This is a genomic window from Streptomyces sp. NBC_01261, from assembly GCF_036226385.1.
In the GTDB taxonomy this organism is placed as follows: Bacteria; Actinomycetota; Actinomycetes; order Streptomycetales; family Streptomycetaceae; genus Streptomyces.
The window spans coordinates 10,595,094-10,612,263 of record NZ_CP108463.1 but is presented as its reverse complement, the minus strand read 5'-3'; the positions used below and the strand labels follow the sequence as shown (position 1 = coordinate 10,612,263).

At 70.3% G+C, this 17,170-nt stretch carries 15 protein-coding genes; 14 read left to right on the top strand and 1 reads right to left on the bottom strand.

The window, feature by feature from the left end:
* The first annotated feature begins 50 nt into the window (after positions 1-50).
* From OG226_RS47145 to OG226_RS47105, 9 genes are all read left to right on the top strand, one after another.
* Positions 51-1,499: an ATP-binding protein gene (locus tag OG226_RS47145; protein ID WP_328685666.1), complete on the top strand. Its 1,449-nt coding sequence runs from the start codon at positions 51-53 to the stop codon at positions 1,497-1,499.
* Entirely contained in the window at positions 1,496-1,918 is a 423-nt protein-coding gene (locus tag OG226_RS47140; protein WP_328685665.1) for a roadblock/LC7 domain-containing protein, read from the top strand. The genes OG226_RS47145 and OG226_RS47140 overlap by 4 nt, the downstream gene beginning before the upstream one ends.
* Complete coding sequence (locus tag OG226_RS47135) at positions 1,915-2,277, top strand: DUF742 domain-containing protein (protein WP_328685664.1); 363 nt, start codon at positions 1,915-1,917, stop codon at positions 2,275-2,277. The genes OG226_RS47140 and OG226_RS47135 overlap by 4 nt, the downstream gene beginning before the upstream one ends.
* Positions 2,249-2,872 (top strand): GTP-binding protein, encoded by a 624-nt coding sequence (locus OG226_RS47130; protein WP_328685663.1) that lies wholly within the window; start codon positions 2,249-2,251, stop codon positions 2,870-2,872. Before OG226_RS47135 ends, OG226_RS47130 begins: the two co-directional genes overlap by 29 nt.
* Positions 2,869-4,095: a cytochrome P450 gene (locus OG226_RS47125; protein WP_328685662.1), complete on the top strand. Its 1,227-nt coding sequence runs from the start codon at positions 2,869-2,871 to the stop codon at positions 4,093-4,095. The genes OG226_RS47130 and OG226_RS47125 overlap by 4 nt, the downstream gene beginning before the upstream one ends.
* Positions 4,092-5,318: a cytochrome P450 family protein gene (locus OG226_RS47120; RefSeq protein WP_328685661.1), complete on the top strand. Its 1,227-nt coding sequence runs from the start codon at positions 4,092-4,094 to the stop codon at positions 5,316-5,318. Before OG226_RS47125 ends, OG226_RS47120 begins: the two co-directional genes overlap by 4 nt.
* A 237-nt stretch (positions 5,319-5,555) precedes the next feature.
* Positions 5,556-6,176, top strand: coding sequence for an L-threonylcarbamoyladenylate synthase (locus tag OG226_RS47115; protein WP_329352672.1), 621 nt, complete (start codon positions 5,556-5,558; stop codon positions 6,174-6,176).
* 103 nt (positions 6,177-6,279) lie between these two features.
* Positions 6,280-7,035, top strand: coding sequence for a dienelactone hydrolase family protein (locus tag OG226_RS47110; protein WP_329352671.1), 756 nt, complete (start codon positions 6,280-6,282; stop codon positions 7,033-7,035).
* A 215-nt stretch (positions 7,036-7,250) separates the two neighbouring features.
* Positions 7,251-8,387 carry a glycoside hydrolase family 64 protein gene (locus OG226_RS47105; protein WP_328686632.1) on the top strand — a complete coding sequence of 379 codons (1,137 nt, stop codon included), beginning with the start codon at positions 7,251-7,253 and terminating at the stop codon, positions 8,385-8,387.
* Positions 8,388-8,446: 59 nt separating this feature from the next.
* Here OG226_RS47105 and OG226_RS47100 read toward each other — a convergent pair whose 3' ends face one another.
* Positions 8,447-10,843, bottom strand: coding sequence for a M4 family metallopeptidase (locus OG226_RS47100; protein ID WP_443066963.1), 2,397 nt, complete (start codon positions 10,841-10,843; stop codon positions 8,447-8,449).
* Between the two features lie 427 nt (positions 10,844-11,270).
* Here OG226_RS47100 and OG226_RS47095 point away from each other — a divergent pair, with 427 nt between their 5' ends.
* From OG226_RS47095 to OG226_RS47075, 5 genes are all read left to right on the top strand, one after another.
* The gene (locus OG226_RS47095; RefSeq protein WP_329352669.1) at positions 11,271-12,575 is read left to right on the top strand and encodes an extracellular solute-binding protein; all 1,305 of its coding nucleotides are present in this window, start codon (positions 11,271-11,273) and stop codon (positions 12,573-12,575) included.
* Between the two features lie 7 nt (positions 12,576-12,582).
* Complete coding sequence (locus OG226_RS47090) at positions 12,583-13,494, top strand: carbohydrate ABC transporter permease (protein WP_329352668.1); 912 nt, start codon at positions 12,583-12,585, stop codon at positions 13,492-13,494.
* Positions 13,491-14,399, top strand: coding sequence for a carbohydrate ABC transporter permease (locus OG226_RS47085; protein ID WP_329352667.1), 909 nt, complete (start codon positions 13,491-13,493; stop codon positions 14,397-14,399). Before OG226_RS47090 ends, OG226_RS47085 begins: the two co-directional genes overlap by 4 nt.
* 79 nt (positions 14,400-14,478) lie before the next feature.
* Positions 14,479-15,609 carry an ROK family transcriptional regulator gene (locus OG226_RS47080; RefSeq protein WP_328686630.1) on the top strand — a complete coding sequence of 377 codons (1,131 nt, stop codon included), beginning with the start codon at positions 14,479-14,481 and terminating at the stop codon, positions 15,607-15,609.
* Positions 15,610-15,643: 34 nt separating this feature from the next.
* Positions 15,644-17,170, top strand: a complete 1,527-nt coding sequence (locus tag OG226_RS47075; RefSeq protein WP_329352666.1) for a GMC oxidoreductase — start codon at positions 15,644-15,646, stop codon at positions 17,168-17,170.

Here is a 17,170-nt window from a genome sequence, read left to right as displayed (position 1 = left end):
CCTCAAGGGCCCCAACTCAGCCCTGCCCGACTTCGCTTGGACTCGATTCGATGACCGAATTACCGGACATGGTGGCCGGTGCGCTCGCCGCCGGCACGCTGTCCGCGCTGGCGCTCGGTGCCGGGCTGCTGCGGTCGCGGCGTCAACGTGCCCTGCAGCGTGCGGAGATAACCGCGCTACGGGACCGACTGGACGGTGTTCAGGCGGCGTTGGCGGCCGAGGTCGAGCATCTCGCGGTGCAGCGGATTCCGGCCGCCGCCCGGCAGCTGACGCATCCGCGGGTCGCCGTTCCGGGGCCTGGGCAGCCGCAGTTCATCGGCTCGCCCCTCGGGATCGCCCTCGAAAGCGTGCTGAACGCGGCGCGTTCGGAACTCGTCGCGCAGCGCACCCGCATCGACGCCGCCGCACAGGCCGGCATGCGCGGGGCGACCCGGGAGATCCAGGCCGCGCTGTACCGGCTGCAGGATGCCCTGCGCTCGCTCCAACAGCGGTACGACGAACCAGAGTTGGCGCAGACCCTGTTCATGCTGGACCACGAGAACGAGCAGTCGCTGCGCCGTGCGCAGGTCGCGGCCGTGGTGTGCGGGGCGTGGGTCGGGCTCGCGCGTGAGGAGTCGCACCTCGTCGAGGCGGTCACCGGCGGGCAGGCCCGGCTCGCCGGGTACCACCGGGTGCGGGTGCACAACCACCTCGAAGCCGGTACCGCGCTCGTCTCGCACGCCGTGGAACCGGTCGCCGTCATCGTCGCCGAACTCATCGACAACGCGCTGCGGCACTCCGCCCCGGACACCGACGTCGTGGTCAACCTCGAACACGTGCACCACGGCGCCTGCGTCACCGTCGACGACGCGGGGCTCGGCATGACCCAGGACGAACGCGACCACGCCCGGCGCATGGTGGCCGGTTCCGACCCGATCCTGCTCACCGACCTGGGCGACCCGCCGCGCATGGGGTTCGCCGCGATCGGCCGTCTGACCAGGCAGTTCGACCTGAGCGTCGACGTGTCCTCGCCCTCCCCGTACGGCGGTGTCCGCGCGGTCCTGCGCATCGACAGCCATCTCCTCAGCCGCATCGACCCCGAGCGGCAGCCGCCCGCGGCCGGCGCCCCGCGCTCTACCCGCCGGGCCCCCGCACCCACCCGCACGCCCGCCCCCGCACCGTCCCATTCCTACGGCTCGGAGCGCGACGAACAGGCCGGAGTCGACGCGGCCGGGCATCAGGCCGTACCCGATGCGGGCGGCCTGCCCCGACGGCGTCGCCGGACCGCGGCCACCGCACCGGTCGCACCGGCCACCCCGCACGCCCGCGAGACACACCAGCCGGAGCGCAGCCCGGAGCAGGCCGCCGCCGCGCTCGGCGCCCTCCAGTCCGGCACCGCCGCCGCGCGCGCCGCGAACGACGACGCCGGAACCGCCGTAGGAGAGCGGGCCGCGGCGGCCGAAGCAGTGACAGCGCACGAGACGCATCAGACCGACTACGAAGGGGGAGCGGCTAGATGATCAGCCGCGATGGGGGCGACACGGCATGGGCGCTCGATCCGATCCTGGAGGTGCCGCATGTGGTGGCGGCGGTGCTGTTGACCCGGGACGGGCTGGTGCGGGGGTACACCGACGCGCTGTCCCAGGCCTCGGGCGAACGGGTCGCCGCGATCACCAGCACGGTGCAGGGGGCGTGCCGTACCGCCGCGGCGGCGTTCGCCGACCGGGAGGGGGCCGAGATTCGGCAGGTGGTCATCGAGTCGGACCACGGCTATGTGCTCATCGTCCCCACGGATCACGGGACTTGTGTGGCGGCCTACGGGGACACCGAGGTGCGGCTGGATCTGCTGGCGCACCGGGTGCACTCGCAGGTGGCGCGGCTGGGTGAGAAGGCGATGGCCGCCGCCCCGCGGGGAGTTGACGGCGGCGCACCGGCATGACGGGCCGCCGCGGCGGCCGTCCTCTGGTTCCCGCGTATCTGTCGACCGGCGGTGTGGCCCGGCCCAGCCGTTCGCATCTGGAGCGGCTGACGGTGCTCAGCGGCAGCGGCGAGCCCGCCCCGGCCGACCTGCCCGCGGCTCAACTCGCCCTGCTGGACGCCCTGTACGGCGGTTCACTGACGGTGCTGGAGGCGGCGGCCCTGCTGGAGCTGCCCGTGTCCGCGGTGCGGGTCCTGGCCGCCGGTCTGCTCGACCGGAGCCTGGTGCTCGCCCGCGCCCCGATCCCGCCCGCCGAACGCTTCGATCCCGACCTGCTGAAGAGAGTCGCAGATGGCCTACGCGCCCTCAAGCACCACTAGCGGCGGCACGACCGGCGGTGTCCATCTGCCGGACACCGCCCGCGAGTTGGTCAAGATCCTGATCGCGGGCCCCTTCGGGGTGGGCAAGACGACGCTCATCGACTCCGTGTCGGAGATCCGGCCGCTGCACACCGAGGAGCGGCTCAGCGAGGCGTCCGTCGCGGTGGACGACCTCGACGGGGTGCGGGAGAAGTCGACAACGACCGTCGCGATCGACTTCGGCCGGATCAGCCTGCCGGGCGGGATCGTGCTGTACCTGTTCGGCACGCCCGGGCAGGAGCGGTTCCGGGCTCTGTGGGAGGACATCGCGTACGGCGCGCTCGGAGCGCTTGTCCTGGTCGACAGCCGCCGCATCGACGCCTCGTTCGACGTGCTCGCGCTGGTGGAGGAGAGCGGCCTGCCGTACGCCGTCGCCTTCAACACCTTCCCGGACGCGCCCCGGCACCACACCGAGCAACAACTGCGCGCCGCACTGGACTTGGAGCCCGGCACGCCGCTGGTGACCTGTGACGCCCGGGACGCGGACTCGTCCCTCGACGCGCTGCTCGCCCTGGTCCAGCATCTGATCGACCGCGACCCTCCGGAGCACCGGTGACCACCACTTCCCCCGTCGGCCCCACGCGACCCGTCCGACTGTGGGAGGACGGCTTCGCGCTGGATCCCTACGGCTACTACGCCGCCCTGCGCGCCCAGGGACCGGTCGGCTGGGCCGAACTCGCCCCGGGCGTACCTGCGTACGTCGTCACCGAGCGGCAGGCCGCGCTGGAGCTGCTGCGCGACACCGGCACGTTCTCGCACGATCCCCGGCCGTGGGAGTCGACGGTCGCCGAGGACTCACCGGTCCTCGGGATGATGCGCTGGCGGCCCAACTCGCTGTTCTCGGACGGCACCGAGCACGTCCGCTACCGCGCCTCGCTGATCGACGCCTTCGAGCGCATCGAGCCGCACGACCTGCGCACCCGGGTCCATCGGGCGGTGCATGTGCTGGTCAGCCGGATCGGGCCGCGCGGACAGGCCGATCTGGTGGGCGAGTTCGCCAGGCCGCTGATGGCGCTGGTGTTCAACAGCCTGTTCGGGCTGCCCGACAGCCAGAGCGAGCGGCTGGACCGGGCGCTGGGCAAGATGATGGAGGGCGGGGCCCAAGCGGCCGAGGGCGAGGCCGAGTTCGGCGGTTACGTCCTCGAACTCATCGCCGCCAAGGCCGAGTCGCGCGGCGACGATCTCCCGAGCTGGCTGCTCGACCATCCGGCCGGACTCACCCCGGAGGAGGTCACCTGGCAGGTGTTCCTCACGCTCGGCGCGGGCCACGAGCCGACCGCGAACCTGGTGTCCAACGCCCTGTCCCGCATCCTCGGCACCTCGGTCTACTACTCCACACTGACCAGCGGCGCCCGGCCGGTCATGGACGCCGTGGTGGAGGTCCTGCACCACGAGACCCCGCTCGCCAACTACGGCATCCACTACGCCCGTTCGCCCGTGACGTTCCACGGCGCGTGGATCAGGCCCGCGATCCCGGTCGTCGTCTCGTACGGCGCGCTCGCGCACTTCGCCGAGCAGGAGGTCGTCACCGGCCGGCATCCCAAGGACGCCTCGCACCTGTCGTGGTCGGCGGGCCCGCACGCCTGCCCGGTCAAGCAGCACACGCTGCTGATCGCGACGGAGGCGATCGAGCGGCTCACCCTGTGGCTGCCGGACCTCGAACCCGTCGTACCGCGTGCGGAGTTGACCTGGCGTCCCGGTCCCTTCCATCGCTCGCTGACGTCCCTGCCCGTGCGGTTCAGCCCCCACTCCCCCGACCAGCCAGGAGACCTGTCGTGACCGTGTCCGACCGCATCGCCCTCGACCCGTTCGGCGCCGACATGGCCGCCGAGAGCGCCACGTTGCGTGCCCTCGGCCCGATCGTGCCCGTCGAGCTGCCCGGCGGCATCCCCGCCTGGGCCCCCACCGGCTACGACACCCTCAAGGAACTGATCCTCGACCCGCAGGTCAGCAAGGACCCCCGGCTGCACTGGAACCTGTGGTCGGAGATGGGCGAACACCCCTCCTGGGGCTGGGTGTTGGGCTGGATCGGCGTCATCAACATGCTCTCCACCTACGGCACCGACCACGCCCGCCTGCGCAAACTCGTCGCGCCCAGCTTCACGCACCGGCGTACCGAGGCGATGCGGACCCGGGTCGAGACGATCACCGTGGAACTGCTCGACGCGATGGCGGCCGACGATGCCGAAGTGGTCGACGTCAGGGCGGCGTTCGCCCGTCCGCTGCCGATGCGGATCATCTGCGAACTATTCGGTGTGCCCGACGAGTTGGTGGACGACACGGGTCGGCTGATCGCGGCCATCATGGACACCTCGGACCCGTCCCCGGAGCACGCGGCGTCCGTGCAGCGGCAGATCGGTACGGTGCTGCCCGCGCTGATCGCCCACCGCAGCGAGCACCCCGGCGACGACCTCACCACCGAACTGATCCGGGTCCGCGACGAGGACGGCGACCGGCTCAGCGACGAGGAACTCCTCTACACCCTGCTGCTGGTGATCGGCGCGGGCTTCGAGACGACGGTCAACCTCATAGGCAACGCGATCGTCGCACTGCTCCGGCGCCCCGAGCAGTTGGCGGAGGTACGCGCCGGGAAGATCGGCTGGGACGCTGTCGTCGACGAGACCCTGCGTGTCCACCCCTCCATCGCCTCGCTGCCGTTGCGGTTCGCGGTGAGTGACCTCACCGTCGGCGAGATCACCGTCCCGGCCGGGGACGCCATCATCACGACGTTCGCCGCGGCGGGGCTCGACCCCGCGCACTACGGCCCGGACGCGGACGACTTCGACGCGGCCCGCGGCGCCGACGACCACCTGTCGTTCGGCATCGGCGTGCACCGCTGCATCGGGGCTCCGCTCGCCCGCGTGGAGGCCCTGACCGCGTTGCCCGCGTTCTTCGACCGCTTCCCGGACGCCCGGCTCGCCGTAGTGGCGGACGAGCTGCGCCAGGTGCCGTCGTTCATCGCCTTCGGCTGGCAGGAAGTACCGGTACGGCTGCACGGCTGAGCCGCGCCCCCGCACCACCAGTACGGACCGCCCCTGTACTCGACGGCGGTGGAACCGCCCCGCCGCGGCCACGGGGGATGGGCCGCGGGCGGAGCCGGTCCTGCCCGGGTTCGGGGGGGGGGAGACCCGAGCGCTCTCGTCGGATTCCCCTGATTCGGCGAGGTACACATCCGCCGGACCGACCGCCCACAGCGGGCCCGCGCGGCGGCCGGCGCGGGCACGGCATAAGCTCGGCGGGTGGCCAAGTACTTCGACGTGCATCCGGACAATCCGCAGCCCCGCACCATCTCCCAGGTCGCGGACAGTGTGCGCTCGGGTGCGCTGATCGCGTACCCGACCGACTCCTGCTACGCGCTGGGCTGTCAGCTGGGCAACCGTGACGGCATGGAGCGGATCAAGACGATCCGGCAGCTGAACGACCGGCACCACTTCACGCTGGTGTGCCAGAACTTCGCCCAGCTGGGCCAGTTCGTGCACATCGACAACGACGTGTTCCGCGCCATCAAGGCCTCCACGCCCGGGAGTTACACCTTCATCCTGCCGGCGACGAAGGAGGTGCCGCGCCAGTTGCTGAACACGAAGAAGAAGACCGTGGGCGTGCGCATCCCCGACCACGTCGTCACCCAGGCGCTGCTGGCCGAGCTGGGCGAGCCGCTGCTGTCCAGCACCCTGCTCCTGCCCGACGAGGAGGAGCCGATGACCCAGGGCTGGGAGATCAAGGACCGGCTCGACCACGTGGTGGACGCGGTGGTCGACTCCGGGGACTGCGGTACGGAACCGACGACCGTCATCGACTTCTCGAACGGCGAGGCCGAGATCGTCCGCAATGGCGCGGGCGACGTCTCCCGCTTCGAGTGACCCCGGCGGAGGGGCTGTGGAACGGCGTGCCACGATGATCGGAACACGCCGCTCCGGGCCGGCTGTCGGCCCGGCGCCCATCCGCCAGGGAGGCACACCCGCCATGACCGCCGTACAGGGCACAGCCGTGGACATCCCCACCGAGGACGGCATCGCGGACGCCTATCTGGTGCATCCCGGTGACGAGAGTCCCCGTCCGGCCGTGCTGCTCTACCAGGACGCCTTCGGGCTCCGCCCCCACCTGAAGTCGATGGCCGACCGGCTGGCCGAGGCCGGTTACACGGTCCTGGTGCCGAACGTGTTCTACCGGCAGGGTCGCGCGCCGGTGGTGGAGCTGCCCGAGTTCATCGACCCGCACGAGCGTCCGGAGATCTTTCAGAAGCTCGGTCCGCTGCTCATGGGGCTGACGCCCGACCTGGTCGAGCGCGATGCCGACGCGTACCTGCGCTGGCTGGCCGAGTCCCCGCTGGTCGCGGACGGGCCGGTCGCGATCGCCGGGTACTGCATGGGCGCCCGGCTGGCGCTGTACACCGCCGGTGCCTACCCGGACCGGGTGGCGGCCGCGGCCGGCTTCCACGGCGGACGGCTGGCCACCGACGACCCGACCAGCCCGCATCTGGCCGCCGAACACATCACCGCCGAGCTGTACTTCGGCCACGCCGATCAGGACCCCTCGCTGCCCGAGGACCAGATCAAGCGGTTCGAGGACGCGCTCACCGCGGCCGGCGTCCGGCACCGCTGCGAGGTCTACCCGGGCGCGCAGCACGGCTACACGCAGGCCGACACCTCGTCGTACGACGCGGAGGCCGACGAGCGTCACTGGGTCGCGCTGCTCGACCTGCTGAACCGTACGTTCTGATCGGCGGACCGCCTTCACTGATTCAATCCAGGTGCCCACGGAGCGAGTCGCCGCGGGCACCTTTCGTTCAACTCATTGACATGCCCGCGCCTCGGCGCGACTCTGAGAGCGCTCTCACATAGGTACGGACCAATTTTCGTACACCCCCCACACGGAGGTGAGCAGTGCTCCTCAGACTCGTACGTCGACTGGGTGCCGCGACCGCGGTGGCCACGATGCTCGCGCTGGCCACGCCGGTGACGGCGGACGCCGCGGTGCCCGCCACGATCCCGCTGAAGATCACCAACAACTCGGGCCGCGGCGACGCGGTCTACATCTACGACCTGGGCACCAACCTGGCCACCGGCCAACAGGGTTGGGCCGACGCCAACGGCACGTTCCACGCCTGGCCGGCCGGTGGCAACCCGCCCACCCCGGCGCCGGACGCGTCGATCGCGGGCCCTGCCGCAGGGCAGTCCAGCACCATCCGGATCCCCAAGTTCTCGGGCCGCATCTACTTCTCGTACGGCCAGAAGCTGGTGTTCAAGCTGACGACCGGCGGTCTGGTACAGCCGGCCGTACAGAACCCCACGGACCCGAACCGCAACATCCTCTTCAACTGGTCCGAGTACACGCTGAACGACTCCGGACTGTGGATCAACAGCACCCAGGTCGACATGTTCTCGGCGCCGTACGCGGTCGGCGTGCAGCGGTCCGACGGGTCCACGGCGACCACCGGGCATCTCAAGTCGGGTGGTTACACCGGGTTCTTCAACGCGCTGCGCGGGCAGCCGGGCGGCTGGGCCAACCTGATCCAGACCCGGTCCGACGGAACGGTTCTGCGAGCGCTCTCACCGACGTACGGGATCGAGACGGGCGCTCTGCCGAGCACCGTGATGGACGACTACATCAACCGGGTCTGGTCGAAGTACTCGTCGTCGACGCTGACCGTCACGCCGTTCGCCAACCAGCCGAACACCAAGTACTTCGGCCGGGTGTCGGGCAACGTCATGAACTTCACCAACAGTTCCGGGGCGGTCGTCACGACCTTCCAGAAGCCGGACGCGGCCAGCATCTTCGGCTGCTCCAAGTACCTCGACGCCCCCAACGACCTGGTGCGCGGCCCGATCTCACGCACGCTCTGCGCGGGCTTCAACCGCTCCACGCTCCTGGTCAACCCCAACCAGCCGGACACCTCGACGGCCAACTTCTACCAGGACGTGGTGACCAACCACTACGCCCGCAAGATCCACGCGCAGATGGCCGACGGCAAGGCGTACGCGTTCGCGTTCGACGACGTCGGCGCCCAGGAGTCCCTGGTGAACGACGGGAACCCGCAGCAGGCCTACCTGACGCTGGACCCGCTGAGCTGAGAGACCGGAACACCCCGCACGCCTGGGGGCGCGTGCGGGGTGCCGGACTCACGGGCGGATCAGCTGGTCGTGACGGCGGTGTCGTCGACGACGAAGCTGGTCTGGAGCGAGGAGTCCTCGACTCCGCTGAACTTCAGGGCGACCGTGGTGCCCGCGAAGGCCGACAGGCTGAAGGACTTCGCGACGTAACCGCTGGCCGCGTTGAGGTTGGAGTAGGTGGCCAGGGTGGTCGATCCGGCGGTGACCGTCAGCTTGTCGTAAGCCGTGCTGGTGGTCGTCTCCGCCGTGTCGATGTGGATGTAGAAGGTGAACGTCGTGGCCGTGCAGCCGCTCGGGACCGTCACCGACTGGGACAGCGTGTCGGTGTGGGTCGAGCCGTAGCCGTCGAGCCACGCCTTGTACGAACCGGTGCGGGCCGCCTCGTCGGTGTCGTTGGTGATGACCCCGCTGCTCGCGGTCCAGGTCGTGGCGCCCGACTCGAAGCCCGCGTTGCCCAGGAGCTGGGTCGAGGTGCAACTGCCGCCGCCGGAGGCGCTCACCGTCCAGGTGAAGGACGCCGTGCCGGTCGCGCCGGTGGAGTCGGTCACCGTGACGGTGGTGCTGTAGGTGCCCGCGGTCGTCGGGGTGCCGGTGATGGCGCCCGTGGAGCTGCTGATCGACAGGCCGGTCGGCAGTCCGGTCGCGGCGTACGTCAGGGTGCCGCTGTTGGAGCTGCTGGCCGTGATCGCCAGGCTCACCGCCGTACCCACGGTGGTGGACTGGCTGCCCGGGTTGGTGACCGTGACGCCCGTGGTCGGCACGGTGATGTGGCTGCCGACGTTGATGCCGGCGAAGGCGTTGCCGACTCCCGCGTACTGGGCGGACGTTGTGCCGTACAGCGCTCCGGCGGCACTGAGCGCCGCGGTGCGGGCGGAGGCGTAGTTGGTGCTGGACGTCATGTACGTCGTCAGCGCCTTGTACCAGATCTGCAGGGCCGCGGCCCGGCCGATGCCCGCGACGGCGACACCGTCGGAGGTGGTGCTGGTGTAGCTGGTGCCGTTGATGACCTTGGTGCCGCTGCCCTCGGAGAGCAGGTAGAACATGTGGTTCGCCGGGCCCGAGGAGTAGTGGACGTCGAGGTTGCCGACGCCGGAGTACCAACTGTCAGCGGAGCCGCCGTCCTTGCTCGGCTTGTCCATGTAGCGCAGCGGCGTGCCGTCGCCGTTGATGTCGATCTTCTCGCCGATGAGGTAGTCGCCCACGTCGGTCGAGTTGTTGGCGTAGAACTCGACGCCGGTGCCGAAGATGTCGGAGGTCGCCTCGTTCAACCCGCCCGATTCACCGGAGTAGTTGAGCCCGGCGGTGTTGGAGGTGACGCCGTGGCTCATCTCGTGCCCCGCCACGTCCAGCGAGGTCAGCGCGTGGGTGCTGCTGGTGCCGTCGCCGTACGTCATGCAGAAGCAGCTGTCGTCCCAGAACGCGTTGACGTACGCCGTGCTGTAGTGGACGCGCGAGTAGGCGGCGACGCCGTCGTTCTTGATGCCGCTGCGGCCGAAGGTGTTCTTGTAGAAGTCCCAGGTCTCCTGGGCGCCGTAGGCCGCGTCGGCGCCTGCGGTCTGGGTGTTGGAGCCCGCGCCGGTGCCCCATACGTCGTCCGCGTCCGTCATCAGCGTGCCGGTGCCGGACGTGGCGTTGTTGAGGCTGTACGTCTTGTGGCCGCCGCGCGTGGTGTCGTACAGCTGGTACGTCGAACCCGACAGCGTGGTGCTCAGTGAAACGGCGCCGCTGTACTGGGTGTTGCCGGTGCCGGTCTGGATGCCCTCGAAGCGGGAGAGTTCCTTGCCGGTGGTGGCGTCGGTGACGACGTGCAACTGGCTCGGGGTGCCGTCGTCCTGGAACCCGCCGACGACCGTCTCCCAGGCGAGCTTCGGGGTGCCGTCGCCGGCCCAGATGACCTTCCGGGCGCTGTCGGTGCCGGCCGCCTTGGCGTCGAGGGCCTTCGCGGTCGTCAGGGCCTTGGTCTCGGCGGCCGACTTGGCGAAGGACGGGGTCGTCGAGGGGACCGTGAGGGTGTGCTTGTTGTTGAAGGTGGCGCTCACCGTGCCGGTCGCCTCGGTGGCGGGCGGGGTGTGCACCACGAGGTCGCCACCGAGGACGGGGAGACCGGCGTAGGTGCGCTCGTAGCGGGTGTGGACGGTGCCGTCGTTGTCCTTGACGACGTCCTTGACAACCAGCTTCTCCTTGGCGCCGAGGCCCAGGGTGCGGGCGGTCGCCGTGCTGCTCTGCGTGGCGCTCTTCACCAGCGCGGTGCGCTGGGCCGGGGTGAGCTTCGCCTCCAGGCTGCCGGTGAGCAGCGGGCTCGGGTGGGGGGATGCGGGCTTCGCGGTCGCGGGCACCGACTGGATGCCGACGGCCAGGAAGGCGGCGGTGGAGACCAGGGCTCCTACCGCCATCCGCTTGCGGGGGATGCGTCTCACTCTTAACTCCTACTGCGACGACCGCGGACGCGGCCGGTGACAGACCGGGCAGCCGGGTCTGCTGTCCGGGAAGAGCCGAGCTGTGCGGGACCGGTACGAACTTTGACCAATCCGTGGAGGATCCGTGGGGGTGGCTGGGTGGAGGATGACAGTCTTGACCCGTCCATGTCACCAAGGTCAGGGGCACTCAAGGGTTTTCCCTCTGTCAGGGATTTCGCTACAAGTTCCGAAATTATTCGTGACGGCTGAGCCACGCCGGCGAAACAGACCCTTCCTAACGTCGCAGTCAGCCACAGAGGTCCCATCAGCCGCATTACGGCCGTCGGACCGATAACGCTGCTTTCCCCGAAAATCCCGGAACCCGAATACGGCGGTGCTCCGGAATTCCCTTCACTGTCCTCAGCGCCCCATGAGACAGGAGCCCCGAGTGTCCGACCCCTCCCGCCGCGGCGTCCTCAGACTGTCCGCCGGCACCGCCCTGCTCGGTACCCTCGCCCTCACGGGCTGTGGGCGCGGTGACACAGCGACCGCCACCGCGAACACCGCGGCCGAGCCGATCGACGACAAGCCGGCCACCGGCACCGTCAACGTCTGGGCCGCGCAGGGCGACGCCGACGTCCTCGACAAGGTGATCAAGCCCTTCAAGTCCGCGAACCCGGACGTCACCGTGAAGTTCACGCTGATACCGAACTCCGAGTACTACACGAAACTCCAGGCGGCGGTCGCGGCGGGGAAGGGCCCCGATGTGGCCCAGTTCTTCCCCGAGTCGCAGGCGCAGTTCCTCGACCCGTCGATCCTGCGGCCCGTGCCGGACGGACTCGTCGACTCCGGCGCCTTCTTCAAAAGCCTCTGGGACGCGGGTCTGGTCAAGGACGTGGCCTACACAGTGCCTTGGTACGCGTACACGTACGCCCTCGTCTACCGCGCCGACCTCGCCAGGAAGGCGGGCGTCGAGGCGCCCACGACCTGGGCCGAAATGGTGCCGTTCTTCGCGGCGTTGAAGGGTGCCGGAGCCGTGCGCGGCCTCGGGGCGGACAACGGCTGGGACATCTTCAACGGCCAGGACGTCGCGATGTACGCCTGGCAGGCGGGCGGCAATCTCCTCTCACCCAAAGGCAGTTGGACCCTCGACACACCGGCGATGGTCGACGCCCTCAAGTACAACGCGTCGTTCTTCACCTCGGGTTCGGCCGACACCGCCACGCCCACCTTCCTCGACGCGCAGCCGTACTTCGTGTCCGGCAGGACGGCCACGATGATCACCGGTCCATGGGTGCTCGGGCAGCTGGACACCGCCGCGAAGAAGACCGGCTGGACGGCGGCCCATGTCGCCACGGCACCCCTGCCGGCCGGCGCCTCGGGCAGCGTCTCCTTCTCCGCCGGGGGCACTTGGGGCGTCCTCGCCGACAGCGGGAACACGGACGCGTCGTGGAAGTTCGTCCGCTACGTCACGAAACCCAGCACGCAGGTCGCGCAGTACGCGACGTACGGCTCGCTGCCCGCGGTGATCTCCGCCTGGGACGCTCCGGCCGTCAAGAAGCAGCCGCTCCTGGACGCCTTCCTCACCCAGCTGAAGAACACCAAGGCCTTTCCACAGATGGGCACTTGGCAGCAGGTCGCCACCCGGCTGGGCAAGGAGACGGAGACCGTCGCGAAGGGCACGCAGACCGCGGAGAAGGCCGCCGCGAGCATCCAGGCGTACGCCAAGAGCCTCGGCACGGGCACGGAGTGAGCCGCGGATGACCACCACGCTCGTCCCGGGAGCGCTGCGCAGAGCACGCAACTCCCGCCGCACGGCGGTCGCGTGGCTGTTCCTCGCGCCGTTCGCCGTCGTGTTCCTGCTCTACACCGCGATCCCCACGGTGGCCGCGCTCGGCTTCAGCCTGACCGACCTCCGGGGCTCGGACCTGCGCCACCCGCTCGCGGTCGACTTCACCGGCCTGGACAACTACCTGCGCCTGTTCCAGGATCCGACCTTCCTGCGGGACATCCTGAACACCGGCGTCTTCGTCGCCGTCGGCGTCCCGTTGACCATGGCGATCGGCTTCGCGCTGGCCGTCGCGCTGAACTCCGGGATCCGGCGGCTGCGTGGCGTGTTCCGTACGGTCTTCTTCGCACCGGTCGTCACCAACGTCGTCGCCGTCGCGCTGATCTGGCGGTACGCCTTCAGCGCGGGCGGCACCGTCAACAAGGCGCTGGGCTACGTCGGTCTCGCCGGCCCGAACTGGCTGGACGATCCGCACCTCGCGATGCCCGTGGTGATCCTGCTCGGCGTCTGGCGCAACTTCGGCACCGCGATGGTCCTGTTCCTGGCCGGACTTCAGGCCGTACCGGAGGACGTGTACGAGGCCGCCGCACTCGACGGGGCGGGCAGATGGCGGCAGTTGAGGCACATCACGCTACCGCTGCTGCTTCCGACCACCCTCATGGTGTCGGTGCTGCTGACCGTGTTCTACCTCCAGGTCTTCGACGAGCCCTATCTCCTCACGGACGGCGGGCCGTTGGGGTCCACCGAGTCCGTATCGCTGTACACCTACCACCAGTTCGGGTCCGGCCAGCTGGGCATGTCCTCGGCCGCGTCCTTCGTGATGCTGCTGCTCGTCATGCTGGTGAGTGTCGTCCAGTTCCGACTGCTGAGGCCCCGCACATGACCGCCGTAGCCGCGTCGTCGACCGACGCAGAAGCCGACCTGACCGTCGCTGCTGCCGCCGCCGAGGACCGGACCGCCGTACGACACCGGTCCGTTGGCCGCCCCCTGCTCTACGGCGCCTTGCTGCTGTGCGCGCTGCTCACGCTGCTGCCCTTCTTCTGGGTCGTCAGCGGTTCGCTGCGTGGTCTCGACGAGATCCGCTCCGACCCGGGCGCGTGGCTGCCGCGGCACGTCACGCTCGGCAACTTCGTGCGGCTGTTCCGGACCGAGGGCTTCGGGCGCTTCCTCACCAACAGTGTCCTGGTCGCCCTCATGGTGGTGATCGGCAACATCGTGGCGGCCTCGGCGGCCGGATACGCCCTGGCCAAGCTGGAGTTCGCGGGCAGGAGGCTCGCGTTCGGCGCGGTGATGGCGGCGATGATGGTGCCGTTCACGACGGTGTTCGTCACGCAGTTCGTGATCACCGTCGACATGGGCCTCGCCGACACGCTCACCGGTATCGCGCTGCCCGGCGTGGCGCTGCCGCTCTCGGTGTTCATCATGCGGCAGTACGCGCAGTCGGTCCCCGACGAGTTGCTGGAGGCGGCGCGCATCGACGGCGCGGGCGAGTTCCGGATCTTCTTCCGGGTCTTCCTGCCGCTGGCCGGTCCCGCGGTCGCGACGATCACGATCATGTCGTTCCTGAACTCGTGGAACAACTTCATCTGGCCGCTCATCGTCGCCCAGAGCACGGCGAGTTACACCCTCCCGGTCGGCCTCGCCGCCACCAGCCAGGCGGCCCAGCACGTCACCGACTACGGCCTGGTCCTCGCCGGCGCGATCGTCGTGATGCTGCCGGTCCTCGTGCTCTTTCTCTTCCTGCAGCGGTACTTCGTGCAGGGCATCGCCGGATCGGGGATGCGGTGACGCATGTGACCGAGACCTGTGGGTTCGCGCCCGTCGCACGGGGCAGGTCCGAGGGGGCGGAGGGGTGTTGATGTCGGGGATGAACCAGAGCGCCGTGCGACGCGTCAACACCTCGGTCGTCCTGCGCGCGCTCGCGGTCTCCGCGGGGCCCACGACACTGACCGCGCTCGCCGAGAGGGCCGGGCTGTCCCGCCGTACGATCGAGCTGATCCTGGACTCGCTCGTCGAGGCGGGCTGGGTCGCCGAGTTGGAGCGGATACCGATCAGCGGTAGTGCGGGGCGACCGGCCCGGCGGTACGAACTGCGCGCGGAACACGCCCTGTTGGCGGCCGTGTACATCAACACCGCCGACGCCTCGGCCGTGATCGCCGACGTACGCGGCCGTATCGTCGGCCGGGCACACCGCCCGCTGCGCGCCTACCAGGACCCAAAGGTCACGCTCGACGACGCGGCGGCCCTGGTGCGGGAGGCGCTCGACGACGCGGGTGGTTCGCCGGACCGGCTGCGCGCCGGTGCGGTGGCGGGCGGTGGCGCCATCGACGACGAGGGTGTCGTACGACGTCTCGTGCACACCACGCGCTGGGAAGGCGTGCACCTGCCCAAGGAGCTCGAACAGCGGATCCGGATGCCCTGGTTCGCGGACAACGACTCCAACCTCGGTGCGCTGGCGGAGCGTTGGCGGGGTGTGGCCGGTGATCACGACAACGTGGTGTGGGCGATCCTCGGCAACCGGACCGGTCTCGGCATCCTGATCCGAGGGGCCGTGCACCGGGGTCTGGACGGCGCGGCGGGCGAGATCGTCGAGGCGCGCTCGATCCCGACCGGCACGGTCCAGGACCGCCCGGTGGCGTTGCTGAGTTCACCGGAGGCGGCGCAACGCACAGTGGCGCTGGCCCGCTTCGAGGCCGCCCGGGCCGGGGACGCCGAAGCGCTCGCCGAGGTCGACGAGTTCGTCGAGAACATCACCTCCATCCTCACCACCCTGTCGTGGACGGTCGCGCCCTCGCTCATCGTGCTGGGCGGCGGTCTGGAGGACGCGGCCGACGTACTGCTCCCCCGGGTGCGCGCGGCGATGCGCGCCGCCCGTACCCCCGCGATCGAACTGCGCGCCACCGGCCTGGGCCGCGACGCAGCGCTGATCGGCGCCGTGAAGCTGGCACTCGACCGCATGGACACCGAGTTGTTCGGCCCGCTCGTCCTCAGTCCCTAACTCCCCCCACAGCAAACGATTTTGGAGTTTCCCTGTGACCGACACCCCGCGCACCGACGTCCTCATCGTGGGCAGCGGCATCATGGGTTCCGTGGTGGCCCGGCTGCTGCGGGAGAGCGATCCGGGACTGGGCATCACGATGGTCGACGGCGGCAGCGCGATCGGGGAAGCACCCGGGCTGCATCTGCACGACGTCGCCGATCCGGACCTCTGGTCGCGGTACAACGAGCGGGTCGAATCCGGTATCCAGGGCATGTACACCGGTGCCGAGGTGGTGCGCGAGGTCGCGGACAGCCTCGGCGGACTGACGCCCGGCATGTTCCACGCGCTGGCCTTCGGCGAGGACGCCGAGGCGATGCCCGCGACCGCGCTGGCGTGGAACGCGGGCGGCATGGGCGTGCACTGGACCGCCGCGACCCCGTGGCCGGCCGGGCCCGAGGTCTTCGACTTCGGCGACCCGACCGGCTGGGCGGCCGACCTGGACACCGCGCGCCGTCTGCTCGCCGTCTCCCCCTCCCCCATCGGCCCGACCGAGGTCGGCCGGACCGTCCTCGACGTCCTGCACCGCCGCTACGACGACACCGCACCCGCCGACCGGCGCCCGCAGCCGATGCCCATGGCTGTCACGCCGACGGACTCGGGCCCCATGCCGCGCACGGCGCCGGGGACGATCTTCCCGGCGATCGCGGCGGGCGGCGACCCGGCGTTCACCCTGCTGACGGGGACGCTCGCCACCCGACTGCTCATCACGGACGGCCAGGTCACCGGCGCCCGACTGCGCCGCGTCGCCGACGGCACGGACTCCGAACTCCACGCGGACACCGTGATCGTGTGCGCCGACGCGCTGCGCACCCCCCAACTGCTGTTCGCCTCGGGCATCCGGCCCGACGCGCTCGGCCGCCACCTCAACGAGCACGCGTTCATCACCGCCCAAGTGCTCCTGGATCTGGACCGGTTCGGGATCGCCCTGGACGAGCTGCCGCTCGCGCGCACCGGCGAGTTCAGCACGGACTCGCTGTGGCTGCCGCAGAACGGGCCCGCCCAGCCGTTCCACGGCCAGATCATGAACCGGACGTACGTCGACGAGCACGGCCGCCCGCTCGCCCACGCGGTGGGTCTGTCGCTGTTCGTCCCTGTCGAGCCGCGCCCCGAACACCGGCTCGTCTTCTCCGCGTTGGAGACCGACCTCGCCGGACTGCCGCGTATCGGCGTCGAGTTCGCCTACACGGACGCCGACCGTGCGCTGATCGACCGGGGACTCGCCGACGTCCGTTCCCTGGCCGAGGAGTTCGGCCCCTTCGACCCCGCGACCGAACTCGCCCTGCTCGCGCCCGGTTCGTCCCTGCACCTGACCGGCACCGTCCGCTCGGGCACCGCCGACGACGGGACCAGCGTGTGCGACCCGGACGGCCGGGTGTGGGGCTTCGACAACCTGTACGTCGCCGGTACCGGCGTGATCCCCACCCCGATGGCCGCCAACGTGACCCTGACCGGCGCGGTAACGGCCGTACGGACCGCCCGCGCGGTGACCACCCGCACCGCGCCGCTCACCGCGCGCTGA